At 44.5% G+C, this 16361-nt stretch carries 13 protein-coding genes; 2 read left to right on the top strand and 11 right to left on the bottom strand.

Translation table 11 applies throughout. The annotated features are described in order from the left end of the window. Positions 1-2163: a cytochrome-c oxidase, cbb3-type subunit I gene (ccoN, locus tag IE164_RS06680; RefSeq protein WP_189629444.1), complete on the bottom strand. Its 2163-nt coding sequence runs from the start codon at positions 2161-2163 to the stop codon at positions 1-3. 383 nt (positions 2164-2546) lie between these two features. Between ccoN and IE164_RS06675 the strand changes: the two genes are divergently transcribed. Then, positions 2547-3089, top strand: coding sequence for an outer membrane beta-barrel protein (locus IE164_RS06675; protein WP_189629443.1), 543 nt, complete (start codon positions 2547-2549; stop codon positions 3087-3089). Positions 3090-3406: 317 nt separating this feature from the next. Here IE164_RS06675 and hemN read toward each other — a convergent pair whose 3' ends face one another. The 10 genes from hemN to IE164_RS06625 all read right to left on the bottom strand — a co-directional run bounded on the left by hemN (position 3407) and on the right by IE164_RS06625 (position 14290). Then, positions 3407-4750: an oxygen-independent coproporphyrinogen III oxidase gene (gene hemN / locus IE164_RS06670; RefSeq protein WP_189629442.1), complete on the bottom strand. Its 1344-nt coding sequence runs from the start codon at positions 4748-4750 to the stop codon at positions 3407-3409. After that, positions 4743-4904, bottom strand: a complete 162-nt coding sequence (gene ccoS / locus IE164_RS06665; protein ID WP_189629441.1) for a cbb3-type cytochrome oxidase assembly protein CcoS — start codon at positions 4902-4904, stop codon at positions 4743-4745. Before ccoS ends, hemN begins: the two co-directional genes overlap by 8 nt. Before the next feature lies 1 nt (position 4905). Continuing rightward, entirely contained in the window at positions 4906-7302 is a 2397-nt protein-coding gene (locus IE164_RS06660) for a heavy metal translocating P-type ATPase (RefSeq protein WP_189629440.1), read from the bottom strand. Positions 7303-7305: 3 nt separating this feature from the next. Next, complete coding sequence (locus tag IE164_RS06655) at positions 7306-8088, bottom strand: hypothetical protein (protein WP_189629439.1); 783 nt, start codon at positions 8086-8088, stop codon at positions 7306-7308. Positions 8089-8295: 207 nt separating this feature from the next. After that, the gene (locus IE164_RS06650; protein WP_189629438.1) at positions 8296-9018 is read right to left on the bottom strand and encodes a Crp/Fnr family transcriptional regulator; all 723 of its coding nucleotides are present in this window, start codon (positions 9016-9018) and stop codon (positions 8296-8298) included. Between the two features lie 67 nt (positions 9019-9085). Further along, a complete protein-coding gene (locus tag IE164_RS06645; protein WP_189629437.1) occupies positions 9086-9976 on the bottom strand; it encodes a 1,4-dihydroxy-2-naphthoate polyprenyltransferase in 891 nt (296 codons plus the stop codon). A gap of 2 nt (positions 9977-9978) precedes the next feature. Beyond that, entirely contained in the window at positions 9979-10431 is a 453-nt protein-coding gene (locus IE164_RS06640) for a glutathione peroxidase (RefSeq protein WP_308440963.1), read from the bottom strand. Between the two features lie 114 nt (positions 10432-10545). Further along, entirely contained in the window at positions 10546-12348 is a 1803-nt protein-coding gene (gene argS, locus IE164_RS06635) for an arginine--tRNA ligase (protein ID WP_189629435.1), read from the bottom strand. Between the two features lie 3 nt (positions 12349-12351). Then, positions 12352-13302, bottom strand: coding sequence for an arginase (gene rocF / locus IE164_RS06630; RefSeq protein WP_189629434.1), 951 nt, complete (start codon positions 13300-13302; stop codon positions 12352-12354). A 13-nt stretch (positions 13303-13315) separates the two neighbouring features. Further along, on the bottom strand, positions 13316-14290 hold the full coding sequence (locus IE164_RS06625) for a deoxyhypusine synthase family protein (RefSeq protein ID WP_189629433.1): 975 nt from the start codon (positions 14288-14290) through the stop codon (positions 13316-13318). 173 nt (positions 14291-14463) lie between these two features. Here IE164_RS06625 and IE164_RS06620 point away from each other — a divergent pair, with 173 nt between their 5' ends. Beyond that, the gene (locus IE164_RS06620) at positions 14464-15849 is read left to right on the top strand and encodes a type III PLP-dependent enzyme domain-containing protein (protein WP_189629432.1); all 1386 of its coding nucleotides are present in this window, start codon (positions 14464-14466) and stop codon (positions 15847-15849) included. Positions 15850-16361: the final 512 nt, after the last annotated feature.

Raw genomic sequence — 16361 nt, 5'->3', positions numbered from 1 at the left:
TTATTTGTTTTCGGTTGATTCTGCTTTAATGTCGGTTCCGAGTCTCTGTAGGTAAGCAATGAGTGCTATTATTTCTGAAGACTCGCTAATTTTAACCTCGTTCAGGGCTTCATAAGACCGCAGCGAGCCGCTGGGGTCCTCCTCAAGGTCTTTTAATATTTGGGTGGCCTGCTCTTTGAGTTCTGCATTGGCCACCTTCTCGTAGCCTTCTTCATATGGCACACCCACAGTACGTAGGGCTTTAATCTTACCGGCTGTAAGTTCCGGATCAATGCTTTGAGTATATAACCACGGATAGGGGGGCATTATGGAGCCCGGTGAGGTAGAGGTTGGGTCTACCATGTGGTTGAAATGCCAGGTATTGTTGTAGGCACCTCCTACCCTGTGCAAATCGGGACCCGTTCGCTTCGACCCCCATAAGAACGGGTGATCGTAGACAAACTCTCCGGCCTTAGAGTATTCGCCTTTATACCTTACGGTCTCTGAGCGGAATGGCCTTACCATTTGTGAGTGGCAGTTGTTGCAACCTTCTCTGATGTATATATCCCGACCATGAAGCTCCAAAGGAGTGTAAGGCTGAACACTGGCAATGGTGGGTATATTAGATTTAATAAGGAAAGTAGGCACCATTTCTACCACTCCGCCAATGAGTATAGCCACTAACACTAAAACGGTAAAGAACACGGGCTTGCGCTCAAGGCGATTGTGCCAGTAGCCACCCACTACCTTCTTCTTCTTCTGCAGTGCAGGGGCTTCTGCAGCCTCGTTTGCAATAAAACTACCTTGACGGGCCGTTTTCACCAGGTTTACAGCCATTATAATTACACCGGTAAAGTACAGTAGTCCGCCTATGGCCCTCATCATGTACATGGGCACTATCTGTGTTACCGTTTCCAGAAAATTAGGATACTCCAAAAAGCCTTCCGCATTAAAATTCTTCCACATCAGGCTTTGTACAACTCCGGCCGTATATAGCGGCAAAGCATATACAATAATGCCCAGTGTGCCCAACCAAAAGTGAACATTAGCGGCTTTGGTAGACCACAGTTTAGTACCCCACATTTTAGGCACCAACCAGTATAGAATACCGAAAATGATAAATCCATTCCAGCCTAAGCCTCCCACGTGCACGTGAGCAATAATCCAATCGGTAAAGTGTGCTATGGCATTAATGTTCTTAATACTAAGCAGGGGTCCTTCAAGCGTGGCCATACCATAGGCCGTTACGGCCACCACCATAAACTTGAGTACCGGGTCTTCGCGCACTCTGTCCCAGGCACCACGCAGGGTGAGCAGTCCGTTGAGCATTCCTCCCCACGAGGGAGCAATGAGCATCACTGAAAATACAGTGCCTAACGACTGGGCCCAATCGGGCAAAGAGGTATAAAGCAAGTGGTGCGGCCCTGCCCATATGTATATAAAAATGAGTGACCAGAAGTGAATAATAGACAGCTTGTATGAATAAACAGGCCGATTGGCTGCCTTGGGTAAATAGTAGTACATAAGCCCCAGAAAGGGAGTGGTGAGAAAAAATGCCACAGCATTATGTCCATACCACCACTGAACCAGGGCGTCTTGTACACCCGCATACCACGAGTAGCTTTTTAGAAAGGTGACCGGAATCTCAAACGAGTTGACCACATGGAGGACGGCCACTGTGACGAAGGTGGCTATATAAAACCAAATAGCCACATACATATGTCGCTCTCTTCGTTTAAGAATGGTCCCAATCATATTGATACCGAACACCACCCAAATAAGGGTGATGGCAATATCTATGGGCCATTCTAACTCGGCATATTCTTTAGAGGTGGTATAACCCAGAGGCAAGGTAATGGCTGCTGCCAGAATAATAAGCTGCCAGCCCCAGAAATGAATCCAGCTTAGTAAATCACTAAACATCCTTGCTTTGAGCAAGCGTTGCATGGAGTAGTACACTCCGGCAAACATAGCATTCCCTACAAAAGCAAAAATGACCGCATTGGTGTGCAGTGGCCTGATTCGGCCGAAGGTTGTGTATTGGATTCCAAAGTTTAATTGTGGTAAAAAGAGCTGGGTGGCTATTAGCAGCCCTACCAGCATACCGATAATTCCAAAGATTACCGTTGCAATAGCAAAGTACTTAACGATTTTGTTGTCATACCTGAATTGTTCGAGTTCCATAGTCACAGCTTGGGTTAATCAATATTTGATTCGAAGGTAGCTGTGTGCACAGGATTGCAAGCTGACGGTAATTAGCTGAAAAACTGATATAAATCATGTTATTGAAGCAAAGGAAATAACCGACTGTAATCTAACCACATAGGCAATTAAGCAACCTTAAATGTAGACTCTGAAAAAGCCATGAGAACACTGTTTTCGTGCCTGGTTCTGAATGGCGAAACACCGGAGCTCTTTTAGTGAACAAATAGCTGCCTAACACCCATCATGTAACCATTCAAAATAATTTACTGCCTGTCGTATAGTTCTACACAATCAAAGGCTTAGTTCTTACGTTGCTACACATGTTTATTTTTACATTTTTCAACATATAAAAACTCAGAATTATGAAAAAATTATTTTTAATGGGGTTACTCCTATTCGTTGGGTTCACGGCACAGGCTCAGATTCAAAAAGGCGATGTGCTTTTAAACGGAAATTTGGGGTACACAAAAATTGACGCCATAGGTACTGAAATTTCTAACTTCCTTATCGGTACCCGAGGTGGTTTATTTCTATCGGAGAAAACTAATTTGGGTTTAGTACTTGGTTATAGTAGTTCTAAGAATAATGGAACCAAGAACACTTTGTTTACCTACGGAGCTTATGCCCGATTCTATAAGTCTCTGGCCGACAATTTTTACCTCTTTTACCAGCCTCAGATAGATATGGGAACCGGTGAACTGGGAAACTCTACAGATCAAAGCTCATTTGCTATAAGTTTTAGGCCGGGGCTTTCATATTTTGTTAGCGAGAAAGTTGCCCTTGAAAGTACCTTTGGCGACATCTCCTATACCTCGCAAAAGGTAGGAAACTCCGAATCGGACCGATTCAATTTTAACCTGAACCCGAATACACTAACCTTTGGCATATCTCTTTTATTAAGATAACCTGAGTTCGATGTACGAAAAGAACATCATGCCGGAAAAACAGGCCTTAAACTCTCAAAAAGGGCTGTTTTATCCGGTATCTCAACAGATCCTAAATGAGATTGCGGATATTTTCCTTTGCGTATGTGAAGTTTTCGGTGGAAAATTCCGCAATGACGTCCTAAGGGGGGACATTTTACTACTTCCTTACATCGAACTCCGATTAAGATAGGTTGTTTGTACCCATGATGCACGGGCCAAATGAACCATCCATTTGCCCGCGTTTACATGGATTTTCCGCATTTAAAAGTTAGAATAAATACACTAGGGGTGTTTGGTCAGACAGACTGGCTAAATACCCTTTCTTTTTTGGTAGTTGAATGATAATGTGGGTCGAAAAGTGCGCACACGTTGCGCAAAAACTGATTGCCGCTTTGGCTAATTTCATAACCCTCCCCTTTACTGACCAGTAAACCATCTGCCATCAGCTCATCCAACAATTTTTTAGACTGTTTCGGAAGGGCATCTTCTTTAAAACTCTTCTGACAAGCTACCTGAAGTATTTTCGATTTAGTGTTGAGATCATCGCTCGTCATTAAATGTCCTTTGAACAACGGAAGTTTACCCGCATTCAGTTGGCTGAGGTATCCCTCCACGCTTTTTACATTCTGTGCATAGGCCAAATGTATATCTGAAATAGAAGACACCCCCAACCCCATAAGTAGTTTGCCGGGATTGGTAGTATAACCCATAAAGTTTCTATGTAGCCTACCATTCTTCATGGCTTTTAGCAACTCATCTTCTGGCAAAGCAAAGTGATCCATCCCTACTAACTCATAGCCCAGAGCCAACAATTGCCTGTGTCCTAATTGGTTGAGTTGTTGTTTCTCATAAGCCGATGGTAAATCCTTTTCAGAATAGGCTCGTTGCCCCGGACGCTTCCAGGGCACATGGGCGTAGGAGTAGAAAGCAATTCTATCAGGCATTAGCTCAGCTACCTTTTCTATAGTATGTTCAATACTTTTCCGGGTCTGGAAGGGCAGACCATAGATAAGGTCGAAGTTTACCGAACCATAGCCCAGCTCTCTGGACCAACGGGTTACATCACACACCTGCTCAAAAGACTGCAAGCGATTAATGGCCAACTGTACCTTGGGGTCAAAATCTTGAATTCCGAAACTCACCCTACTAAACCCAAGTTCTCTAAGCACTTTTAAATGGGCATAAGTTGTATTGGCCGGATGCCCTTCAAAACTAAACTCGAAATCGGGATGCAGCACCACTGTTTTCAGTAGTGCCTCCAAAAGTAGCTTTAGGTGCTCTGGAGAAAAGAAGGTGGGAGTGCCTCCACCCAAATGAAGCTCTTTAAGAATGGGCCGATCCGGCAGAATATGGAGATACATACTCCACTCCATAAGAAGCCCCTCTATATAAGGCTTTTCTACAGCATGGTTTACAGTAATGCGGGTATTGCATCCGCAATAGGTGCATAAGCTTTCGCAAAAGGGCAAATGAACGTAGAGCGACAGCCCATCTTCCTTGTAACTAGCAAATGCCTGTAACAGCCGTTCTCTGTAGTCTTCTATTTGAAATAGTTCGGTATTCCAATCGGGTACGGTAGGATAACTCGTGTAGCGGGGCACGGGCACATCATACTTTCTCAACAGACTCAAATCATTCATTGCCTTTACTTTTTTTCTTTTCGTCAAACAACATTCTCACGGAGGGCGAATAGGTGTCATCGTACTGCCCGGATTTTACTGCCCAAAAAAATGCCCCGAGAAAGACCGTTGCTACCACTATAGAGGTAATGATGAGAATAAGAATGACCGACATATTATAATCTTTTTTGTTTAGCGTACATTCTGATCATTGAGGTGGTAAAAACTACCACCGAAATACTACTGAGAGGCATTAGAATAGCCGCTACCAGTGGGGTAAGTAAACCCGTTACGGCAAAGGTTATTCCTCCCAAATTATAGAAAAGAGAAATGCCCATACTAGCCTTTACCACCCGTTTTCCCACCAAAACAAGCTCAAGAAGTTTACTAAGTTTGGAAAAGGCATTGGCATCCATAATGGCATCGCATGCAGGATTAAAAGAAGAAACGTCTTCCGTAATGGCCACTCCCACCTCACTTTGCTTTAAGGCTCCTGCATCGTTCAGTCCATCGCCAAACATCATTACAAAGGCTCCTTCTTGCTGAAGCTGCTTTACCTTACGCAGCTTTTCGTCCGGTCTTTGTTCGAAATACATTGAAGCAGATGGTGGAAATACTTTTTCCAATGCCTTCTTCTCCTGATCGTTGTCGCCCGAAAGCACCAAAAGTCTATACTTTGCAGATAAGTCTTCTACTACGGTCCGAAGCCCGGAGCGATAAGTATTTTTAACGTTGAACACTCCCCTATACCGGCCACCAATGCTCAGGTGTACCTCCGAATGTTGTGGTAAATTGCGGTGGGCCAGCCCAACAAAATGGGCTGAACCCAACCTTAACTCCACTCCGCTAACTACGGCAACAATCCCCTTACCGGTCTCTTCCTTAAATGACTCAATCTGATAAACAGAAGGTTGAGCCCTCAGAAAATCCTTGACGTAACGACTAAGCGGGTGAGTACTGCTAGAAACTGCCGCGGCCACAAGGGCCTGTTCGGCATCACTTAACTCTTCTCCCTCAAAGGTGATGTGCTTTACTTTCGGGTCAGTAATGGTACCGGTCTTATCAAAGATGATGGTATCTACCTGCTGCAGGTCTTCAATTACATCGGCATTCTTTAAAAACAAATGATGCTTGCCCAACATGCGCAACAAACTACCATGGGTGAAGGGGGTAGAAAGAGCCAAAGCACAAGGGCATGCAATAATAAGCACCGATGTAAGTACCAACCAGGTTTTAGTTGCATCATTGAACTGCCAGAAAACAGCCGCCACAAGGGCTATGGCTACTATGACCAGAGTAAAATACTGACTTACCCGATCTACCAGCTTAACGCGCTGCTCCCGTTGCAGGTAGCCTTCTTCATTCCAAAGCGAGGTTAAATAGCTTTGCGAAACGGGTTTCTGAATAATAAAACGTGCTTGTTTACCAACAATTCGGCCTCCCGCATATATGTATTGGCCCTTGCCTTTTTGTATAGGCTCTGCCTCTCCGGTTACAAAACTGTAGTCTATAAAAGCTTCCTCATCAATAAGTACTGAATCGGCCGGAATGAGTTCACCATTTCTAATGAGCATCTCATCTCCTTTTACTAGATAATTAACCACCACAGGCCGGTAGCCCTCCTCCTCTCTTTTTAACACGGCCAACGGAAAATAGCTTTTATAATCCCTGTCGAACGAAAGGGCCTGATAGGTTCTGTTTTGAAACCACTTGCCTATGAGCAGGAAAAACACAAGCCCCACCAGCGAGTCGAAATAGCCGGGCCCGGTAGCGGAGGCTACTTCATAAAAGCTTCTGAGAAAAAGCACAGCCAGCCCCAGTGCAATGGGTACGTCAATATTGGCATATCGTTGCCTGAGCGATTTAACAGCAGAAGTAAAATAGTCCCATCCACTATAAAAAATCACAGGTAATGACAGCAGCACATTGAGCCAGCGAAAGAAAACCTGGTAGTCTTTTTCCAGTTCAGAAATCCCCAGGTAATCGGGAAAACTCAAAAGCATTACGTTTCCAAAACAAAAGCCGGCTATGCCCATTTTTATGAGCAATTGTTTGTCGAACTTTTGATAGAGGTTCTGTTGATCCTCTTGTTTTTCCAGATTGAATACCGGGGTATAACCAATGCGATCGAGCAGTTCGGCCAGTTGCCTGAGGCTCAACTCCTGATGGTGGAAATGGATCGTAAGCCGTCTTTCACTAAAATTTACCTTGGCATCGACAACACCAGAACTAAGTCTACTCAGGTGTTCCAACAACCATATACAGCTACTACAATGAATATTGGGTATGGCCAGACTAACCCTGGCATGAGTTTCATCAGCATATTGCAGAAGTCCACGCACAATCTCATCATTATCCAGAAAATCAAATAAGGTGGTCTTATCCTTTTGCTTTATGCCCGGACTGACCTGCAAAGCGTAATAGTCGCAAAGCTCGTTTTCAGACAGAATTTCAAATACGGTCTTACACCCGGTACAACAGAAGTTTTTATCTTGGGCCGATATTGTTTCTGCTCCGCAATCATCGCCACAATGGTAGCACTTGGTTTGTTGCCTCACTTCTATAGCTTCCATGGGTTAGTCTTTGTAAATAAAAATGGGATGATCAATCAGTACCCGATTAGCTTCCGGCTGGTCAATCAGTACTTTGCCTACCTGTTGGTCTACCAGCAATAAGGGGCTGTTGCACTCGCGACTTACATAGTCGAAAAGGCTATTGGCTATGTCGTCATACACATGCTGAGCACCCAGGTTCTGAAAATACATTTGCAGGTAGTTGATAAATACCCGCTCGCTTTCCATCTGAAGAGTACTGTCTGGCTCGGTCATTAACAAAGAAAGCGGCAGCTCACGATAGTGAGTCCCGAATAGCTTTATAAAGCTCTTCATCATATGTACCGAACACTGGCCTGCGGCATGTACGGCCACATGACATTGCACATTGACTGATTGCGGCAACAGTAGCACGGGACAACTCACCGATTTAATCAGTGGCCAAAGGCCCGATTCGTTTGCATATTGTGCATACCCTTGTACCTCCACCACTAGCAAATCGGCTACGGTGCTTTGGCTAACAATTCTAAAATCATTGGCCGCACTATGAAAAACCTCTACCTCATGGCCCAATTGAGCTCCGTACTTTTCCACCTTCAGGTCTTCTTCTACCCTGTTCACCAGCCAGTCAATACCTTCAGCCTCCGGTTTACCGCTTGTTACCAATTGCCCCGGTTTGTGAGCAAATTCCAGAGTAAATGCCTTTATATATTTCTTATAAGACTTGTGGAGCATATCCTCCATAACCTCCAAAAGAGGGATTAATCGGTTCGAATGAAGGGTCACTATGAGAATGGTATGCTTCACTAGCCTTAAATTCAATGGGTAATCAAAGGTAAATGGGCTGTGAAGCATCGGGATTGACGGCCATCAGATGAAAACATGATTAATGTCATGTTTATGGGTCAAGCCACCGGAAGGTACCGGGAACCACCGAAAATAGCTTTTATAAGTAGAGCAAAGCGATTGGCTGCTGTAAAGGCAACAATGAAGGGGGCTTAAAGTAGTGGCTCCTTAAGCATAAAAATCGGCCTCATGAATAAGGCGTTGTGCGTCAATCACTTCAATTTTCTTACCCTTGAGAGCAATGAGTCCATCGGACTTAAATTCTGAAAGTAAGCGAATTACTGTTTCTGTGGCAGTACCCACTATGTTCGCCAAATCTTCTCTGGAAAGGGCAATGTCTATCACATCGCTTCCATCTCCTTCCATTCCATAGGTTTCTTTGAGCATAATGATGGTCGCTGCCAGACGTTCTCGAACGGATTTCTGAGCCAACTGAGCCATTTTTTCTTCCATTACTCCCAATTCCTTACACACTGCTTTCATAAGCTTTTGAAAGAATGCGGGGTTGCGGTTTAAGATGGTGAAGAAATCGCTCTTGGGAATAAAACAAATAGCTGCCTGCTCCAATACAGTAGCACTGGCTCCGTAGAATTCCTCGCTCAACAAGGAGCGGTAGCCCAGAAAGTCTCCGGGTTTAGCAATAAACAGAATTTGCTCTTTCCCATTCGAACCCATTTTAAACACCTTCACCTTGCCATGATTAATACAGAAAATACCCATAGGCCGTGTTCCTTCATAGAACAGGGTTTGGCCCTTCTTATAGGCCACACAAGACTTGTGAGAAGAGAGTACTTCCAGATCGTCTTCGGGCAATTCAGAAAAATGAGACTCTCCTCTTGATTGACAAAACTGGCATTGAAGGTCTATTTGGGAAGATTTTCTGGTGCTCATATACGCTGTGGAAACACCTAAAATTAACGAGGAGAGGCCGGATTGCCAAAACTTAAACCAACTGTCTTTACAGCAGCTGCCCCAAGCCAAAGAGTAGCACAAAGAGTAAAGTACTCAAAGCCATTTGTTTCAGATAGGGATCTAGTTGCTCGGATGCTGTTTTGGTACTTACTGCTCTGGCATTCATAAGTAACAGAGGGGCCACCAACACAAACAACAATTGTTGCGGTGCAGCAAAATATGTGGCCACATAAACCAGAGAAAACACCAAGCCAAGCCCTAGCAGTAGCTTATGATAAGTTACTGCTGCTTTGCGCCCCAGGCGTACCGCAACAGACTTTTTACCGGCCTTTCGGTCTGAATCAATATCGCGAATATTGTTGACGTTGAGCACAGCTACGGAAAAGAATCCTACGCTTAGTGCGGGCAGAATATAGTTCCAGTTAATGCGCTGTTCGTACAAAAAGGCACTCCCAAGTACCGCTACAAAGCCAAAGAATATGAGTACGCTAATGTCGCCCAGACCTGCGTAGCCATAGGGCCTTTTACCAGCCGTATAGGTGATAGCCGCCAAAATACACAGGCCTCCAAGGCCCATAAAATACCAGAAAAACTCTCCGAAACTTCCAAAAGCCACATAGACCAATGCCACTCCACTGGCCAAAGACAACACAGAAAAAACGATGATGGCCCGTAGCATAGCCCTCTGACTAATCAGGCCACTTTGCACCGCTCTACTAGGCCCCGTTCTTTCGGCTCCATCCGCACCATGTACGGTATCTCCATAGTCGTTAGCCAGATTAGAAAGTATTTGTAGCAGAATGGTGGTGAGCGCACAAAGGCTAAATATTAACGCATTGAAATGCCCAGAGGCGGCTGCTAAAAATGCTCCCATACCTATGGATGCCAGCGCCAAAGGAAGTGTTCTAAGCCTGAATGCCTGGAGCCATTTTTTCATGCCTACAGCTTAGAAGTAATTTGTTCGTCAAGCGGGTTTACAGCCGATGGGTAAAAGGCCAGTACTTCACCTTTTTCACTAATCAGGTATTTGCAGAAATTCCAGTTGGGTGCTTTACCACTTTGCTTTTCCAGCCACTCATAGAGTGGGTGCCGGTCTTTGCCGGTTACCGAAATCTTCTCAAATAGTTGGAAGCTAACCCCATAGTTGGTCTGGCAAAACTCCACTATGTCTTCGTTGCTGCCCGGTTCCTGTCCGCCAAAATCATTGGCCGGAAAGCCCAGTACCACCAACTTATTTCCAAATTGCTCATGCAACTGTTGCAGGTCTTCGTATTGGGGCGTATAACCACAGCGCGAGGCTACATTGACCACCAGAACCTTCTTGCCCTTATATGCATTCAGGTCAACCTTTTTACCATCTATTCCTTTTAGTTCAAAGTCGTAAAACGTCATATCAGTTGGTTTTAGGAGCAGTAAAACGATCCATATTATACTCAGGTACTTCATAGTGGTAGTCTTTATGATACTGAAGCCTATCCTTTGCAGCTCAGGACCTTCCCTCCTACACTACATTCTTTCAGGCACTTCAATACCCAATAACCCCATGCTTCTTTTTATTGTTTCTGCGGTAAGTGCAGAAAGAGCTACCCTAAACTGCATTAGAGTTTCATCGTCTTCATTGAAAATGGAGAGTTCGGTATAGAAGCGGTTATAGTCTTTGGCCATATCATAGGCATACTGAGCCATTACGGCCGGAGAATATGCATCGGCCGCCTGTTGCAATTTTTCCTTAAACTGCCCTATGGCAAAGATCAGGTCTTTCTCTGTTTGGTGAATTTCTTTGACCCCATCGTAGTCTATATTCTGCATGGACACCCCCAGTTGAGAGGCCTTACGCAGAATGGCACTAATTCGTGCATAAGTGTATTGGATGAAGGGTCCGGTATTGCCCTGAAACTCAATGGACTCTTCCGGGTTAAAGAGCATGCGCTTGCGCGGGTCTACCTTCATTAGATAGTATTTTACGGCACCAAGCCCTAGTTTCTCATACAGCTCGGCCGCTTGCTCTTCTGTAAAGCCATCTATTTTACCGAGTTCTTCTGTACGAGCCTTTGCCGTATCTACCATTTCCTGAATCAGGTCATCGGCATCTACAACGGTGCCTTCTCTCGACTTCATTTTGCCGGTTGGTAAGTCTACCATACCGTAGGACAAATGGTAACAGGCATCGGCCCATTCATAACCAAGTTTTTTGAGAATAAGGAAGAGTACTTTGAAGTGATATTCTTGCTCATTGCCCACTGTGTATATGAGCTGGCTTAGTCCCGGAAAATCGTCAAATCGCATTAATGCGGTACCAATATCCTGGGTCATGTACACGGAAGTACCGTCTTTTCTAAGCAATAGCTTTTCATCAAGCCCTTCATCCGTAAGGTCTACCCACACTGAGCCGTCTTCTTTTTTAAAGAAGACTCCCTTCTCCAGCCCTTCCATCACTCTGTCGCGGCCAATAAGGTAGGTATCGCTCTCGTAGTAGAGTTTATCAAAATCTACTCCCATTCGCTCATAAGTGGCATTGAACCCGCTATACACCCATCCGTTCATGGTTTCCCACAGGGCATAGACCTCCGGGTCTTTCTCTTCCCACTTACGAAGCATTTCCTGAGCCTCGAGCAATATAGGAGCTTCCTTCTCTGCCTGCTCTTTGTCCATTCCACCGGCTACCAACTCAGCCACTTCAGCTTTATAGGCTTTATCGAACTCCACGTAGTATTTGCCCACTAAGTGATCACCTTTTATACCTGAAGATTCAGGGGTCTCGCCATTGCCAAACTTTTGCCAGGCGAGCATAGACTTACAGATGTGGATTCCACGATCGTTAATAATCTGTACTTTAGCAACCTTATTTCCGGCTGCTTCCAGTATACGCGCTACCGAGTTACCCAAAAAATTATTGCGCAAATGCCCTAAGTGTAAAGGCTTGTTGGTATTAGGCGAAGAGTACTCTACAACCACAGTTTTACCTGTTGGAGCCATGTGGAAGACAGGCGAATCTGTAGGGCTTTGGCCATTGAACATGGCTGCAAATTGCTGTACCTGAGAGCTCTCAGAAACAGATATATTCAGAAACCCTTTAACGGTATTGTAGGCAGAAACTGCCTTGCAATGCTTTACCAGGTATTCTCCAATTTCATTTCCAGTTTCTTCCGGTCCTTTTCGAGACACTCTGCTCAGCGGAAAGGTGATGTAGGTGTAGGTACCTTCAAACTCTTTACGGGTCGGCTGAAGAGCTATATCTTCAGTCGCCAGTTGGTGTGAATACAGTGTTTCGAGTGCCTCAGCTATACCCTGCTTAATTGCTTGCTCCATTAGTTAGAAATTCTCTATCAGCGAATCGGTTGTGGCCTCTAAAATCTCGAATGCTATTTCGGCCATTTTGTTTTCAGTGTCCAAAGTTGGGTTCACCTCTACAATTTCCCAACAACAAACCCTTTTATCTTTAATCAACTCCTGATTTAGCTCAAAAGCCTGCTCTTTGGTGAGCCCATTGGGCACGGGGGTTCCTGTGCCGGTAGAAACGGATGTATCCAGACTGTCTACATCGAAAGAAATGTAGATTTGATCACAATCTTTGAGGAGTTGAAGAGCCTCTTTGGCCACGGTAACCACTCCTTTGTCGTTTAGCTCTTCGGTCGTAAAGTTCTTTATGCCAAATTTTTCAATCAGGTGGTCTTCGGCTTTTTCCGTATCTCGTACGCCTATATATACAATATCAGAAGGGCTTATTTTGGGCCCGTTGGCTCCTATTTGCTTTATCCGCTCCCAAATGGCTTCAGTCTCTTCTTCCACATCATTGCTCTCGCACTCCTCATTGTCGGTAGCAGTAACCATTGCCAGGGGCATGCCATGCATATTGCCCGATGGTGTGGTATATGGCGAATGAAAATCGGCATGGGCGTCTATCCAAATAACTCCAAGTCTCTTTTCGGGGTGTGCTTTTTTAATGCCACAAATAGTGCCTGCTGCCGTAGAGTGGTCTCCGGCCAACACAATAGGAAATAGCCCCTCTGTTCTTAGGTCGGCAATGTTCTGGCATACCCGGTTTACCATGGTATATACTCCTTCGGCATACTTGGCAAAAGCATACTGTGGTTCGCGAAAAAGCAAACGGTTTTCATCTTGTATGCTCACCGGTTCAAAGCGCATAAAAAAATCGGAGTGCCGCTTGATACTCGCGATTTTCATGGCATCAATGCCCATGCTCGCTCCGCGAGTGCCTGCGGCAATTTCGGAACGAACTTCGACTAGCCTTATCTTTCTCATGGTTTTATGAAAGTTACCAACCCAATATGTAGGCAAACATAAGTGGAGCCACAATGGTGGCATCTGACTCTACCACAAACTTGGGGGTATCGATATCGAGCTTACCCCAGGTGATTTTTTCGTTAGGCACGGCACCGGAGTAAGAACCATAACTGGTGGTTGAATCTGAAATTTGGCAGAAATAGCTCCAGAAAGGTATATCGTGCATCTCTAAATCTTGATACATCATTGGCACAACACATATGGGGAAGTCACCGGCAATTCCTCCACCAATCTGGAAAAAGCCTACTCCTTTACCTTCTGAGTTGTTTTTATACCAGTCGGCCAACCACACCATATATTCGATACCTGATTTCATGGTAGAAGCCTTTAGTTCTCCTTTTATACAGTAAGAAGCAAAGATGTTCCCCATTGTAGAGTCTTCCCAACCGGGCACAACAATGGGTAGGTTTTTTTCGGCTGCGGCTAGCATCCAACTGTTTTTTGGGTCTATCTCATAGTATTGCTCCAAATCGCCCGACAACAACATTTTATACATGTATTCATGTGGGAAGTAGCGCTCTCCGGCATCTTCAGCTTTCTTCCACTGGTAGTGAATATGCTTCTGAAGCCTTCTGAAGGCCTCTTCTTCCGGTATGCAGGTATCGGTTACCCGGTTCAGACCTTGTTCTAAAAGATCCCATTCTTCCTGAGGGGTCAAGTCTCTGTAATTGGGCACTCTTTTGTAGTGCGAGTGAGCCACCAGGTTCATAATATCTTCTTCCAGGTTGGCCCCTGTGCAGGATATAATATCTATTTTGTCTTGCCTGATCATTTCAGCCAGACTTAGCCCTAGTTCAGCGGTACTCATGGCTCCTGCCAGTGTAACCATCATTTTACCTCCTTCGGCCAAGTGCAGTTGATAGCCTTTGGCGGCATCTACCAGAGCTGCGGCATTGAAGTGGCGGTAGTGTTTTTCTATAAATGCTGAAATGGGTGAATTGGACATAATGCTATAGTATTCAGTTTTATGCAAAAATGCTAATTTCTGTGCATTTCGGTTAACTTTGACCTTGTATTTTAACGCCTGAGAAAATCTTAGTGCTTTTTTAATTTCGCACATCTTTGCATCTCGTAATTTGTTGCAATATTTGTGCTTCGTCTTTACACAGAGTTTTATCAATGAAGAGTTACTACGATCTAATTGACCAGACCTTTGATTTTCCTACCAAAGAATTTAAAGTAAACGGCAAGTATCTGGAGTTTCATGACATACCTCTCAAAGAGATTATTAGAGAACATGGCACTCCTCTGAGAATTACCTATCTGCCTAAAATTTCTCAGAACATTCAACTGGCCAAAAAGTGGTTCGAAAAAGCTATAAAGAAAAATAAGTACCAAGGTACCTATACGTACTGCTACTGTACCAAATCTTCGCACTTTAGCTTTGTGTTGGACGAAACCATTAAGAATGGTTGCCAAATTGAAACTTCCTCAGCCTTTGATATTCCCATTGTCAGGAGCCTTCACAAGAAGGGAAAAATCGATAAGGATATATTGGTGATTTGCAATGGTTTCAAGCGTCCGTTGTACACCCAATATATTAGCGAACTCATTAACGATGGCTTTAAAAACTGTGTACCTATTCTGGACAACCTCAATGAACTAGATTTTTACAAGGAGAACATTAAGGGCGACTTTAAAGTGGGGATTCGGGTGGCAGCCGATGAGGAACCTAACTTTGAGTTTTACACCTCCCGTTTGGGAATTCGGTACAGCGATATTAAAGACTTGTACAGAGAACAAATAGAAGGCTCGCAGGCCACGCTAAAAATGCTCCATTTCTTTATTAATACGGGCATTAAAGATACGGCCTACTACTGGAGTGAGCTAAGCCGGTTTATGTACAAATACTGCGAATTAAAGAAGATTTGCCCTACGCTGGATACGGTAGATATTGGTGGCGGATTCCCCATAAAAACCTCTCTGGCCTTTGAGTATGACTACGAATATATGGTCGAGCAGATTGTAGAGAATATTCAGTGGATCTGCAACAAAAGCAATGTGCCGGTACCAAATATAGTCACTGAATTCGGAAGCTTTACGGTGGGCGAAAGTGGTGCTCATATCTATTCCGTACTCGATCAAAAACTACAAAACGATAAGGAGCTTTGGTACATGATTGACGGCTCATTTATCACTCATTTGCCCGATGCCTGGGGCCTCAATCAAAAGTATATTTTACTGGCGATCAACAAATGGGATCACCCCTTCCACAAAGTGAATATGGGCGGCCTGACCTGCGACAGTATGGACTACTACAATTCAGAAGCCCATACCTCTGAGGTATTTATGCCTCTTATTGAAGAAGATGAAAACCTATACGTTGGCTTTTTCCACACGGGAGCGTATCAAGAGTCGCTGGGCGGCTATGGAGGCATTCAGCATTGCCTCATTCCTGCGCCCAAGCACGTGTTGGTAGACCATGATGAAAACGGCAATATTGTTACTCGTGTGTTTGCTGAAGAGCAAAAAGAGGAGTCGATGCTTAAAACCTTGGGATACTAATTTTTTAGGGTTACTTACTTAAGTCGCAGGGCGTATGTTTCGACATTTCGCCACCACTTGTGTCTTCACAAATGGCTCCTATAAAGCACTATGAAGACACCGCTTGTTGCCCAGGTGGTCTATTTATTTCTATGCGACCTGAATAACCTGAGTTCGATGCACGAAAAGAACGTCATGCCGGAAAAACAGGCCTTAAACTCTCAAAAAGGGCTGTTTTATCCGGTATCTCAACAGAGTCTAAATGAGATTGGGGATATTTTCCTTTGCGTATGTGAAGTTTTCAGAGGAAAATTCCGCAATGACGTCCTAAGAGGGGATATTTTACTACTTACTTACATCGAACTCAGGTTAAATAGGTAATCCTATTTTTTTTTGAGTTGTTGGGCCACAAACCGGTAGCCGGCAACTCATTCATTTTTAGTCTACAAGTTGCCCTCCACAGCCACCTCACAGCTTACATAACACCCGCTTAACCCCGGTGCTTTACCACCCACCACAGAAAAAATCCGATT

It is taken from the genome of Roseivirga thermotolerans (assembly GCF_014653175.1).
GTDB classification, from domain to species: domain Bacteria; phylum Bacteroidota; class Bacteroidia; order Cytophagales; family Cyclobacteriaceae; genus Roseivirga; species Roseivirga thermotolerans.
Note: the sequence above shows the minus strand (reverse complement) of the source record. Positions and strands in the feature narration are given on the sequence as shown.

Bases quoted from the DNA above. Each gene is read 5' to 3' on its own strand.
- IE164_RS06660 (WP_189629440.1), bottom strand. From the start codon at position 7,302: ATGGAAGCTATAGAAGTGAGGCAACAAACCAAGTGCTACCATTGTGGC.
- argS (WP_189629435.1), bottom strand. From the start codon at position 12,348: ATGGAGCAAGCAATTAAGCAGGGTATAGCTGAGGCACTCGAAACACTG.
- IE164_RS06675 (WP_189629443.1), top strand. From the start codon at position 2,547: ATGAAAAAATTATTTTTAATGGGGTTACTCCTATTCGTTGGGTTCACG.
- IE164_RS06650 (WP_189629438.1), bottom strand. From the start codon at position 9,018: ATGAGCACCAGAAAATCTTCCCAAATAGACCTTCAATGCCAGTTTTGT.
- IE164_RS06645 (WP_189629437.1), bottom strand. From the start codon at position 9,976: ATGAAAAAATGGCTCCAGGCATTCAGGCTTAGAACACTTCCTTTGGCG.
- rocF (WP_189629434.1), bottom strand. From the start codon at position 13,302: ATGAGAAAGATAAGGCTAGTCGAAGTTCGTTCCGAAATTGCCGCAGGC.
- IE164_RS06640 (WP_308440963.1), bottom strand. From the start codon at position 10,431: ATGACGTTTTACGACTTTGAACTAAAAGGAATAGATGGTAAAAAGGTT.
- IE164_RS06625 (WP_189629433.1), bottom strand. From the start codon at position 14,290: ATGTCCAATTCACCCATTTCAGCATTTATAGAAAAACACTACCGCCAC.
- ccoN (WP_189629444.1), bottom strand. From the start codon at position 2,163: ATGGAACTCGAACAATTCAGGTATGACAACAAAATCGTTAAGTACTTT.
- IE164_RS06620 (WP_189629432.1), top strand. From the start codon at position 14,464: ATGAAGAGTTACTACGATCTAATTGACCAGACCTTTGATTTTCCTACC.
- ccoS (WP_189629441.1), bottom strand. From the start codon at position 4,904: ATGTCGGTCATTCTTATTCTCATCATTACCTCTATAGTGGTAGCAACG.
- hemN (WP_189629442.1), bottom strand. From the start codon at position 4,750: ATGAATGATTTGAGTCTGTTGAGAAAGTATGATGTGCCCGTGCCCCGC.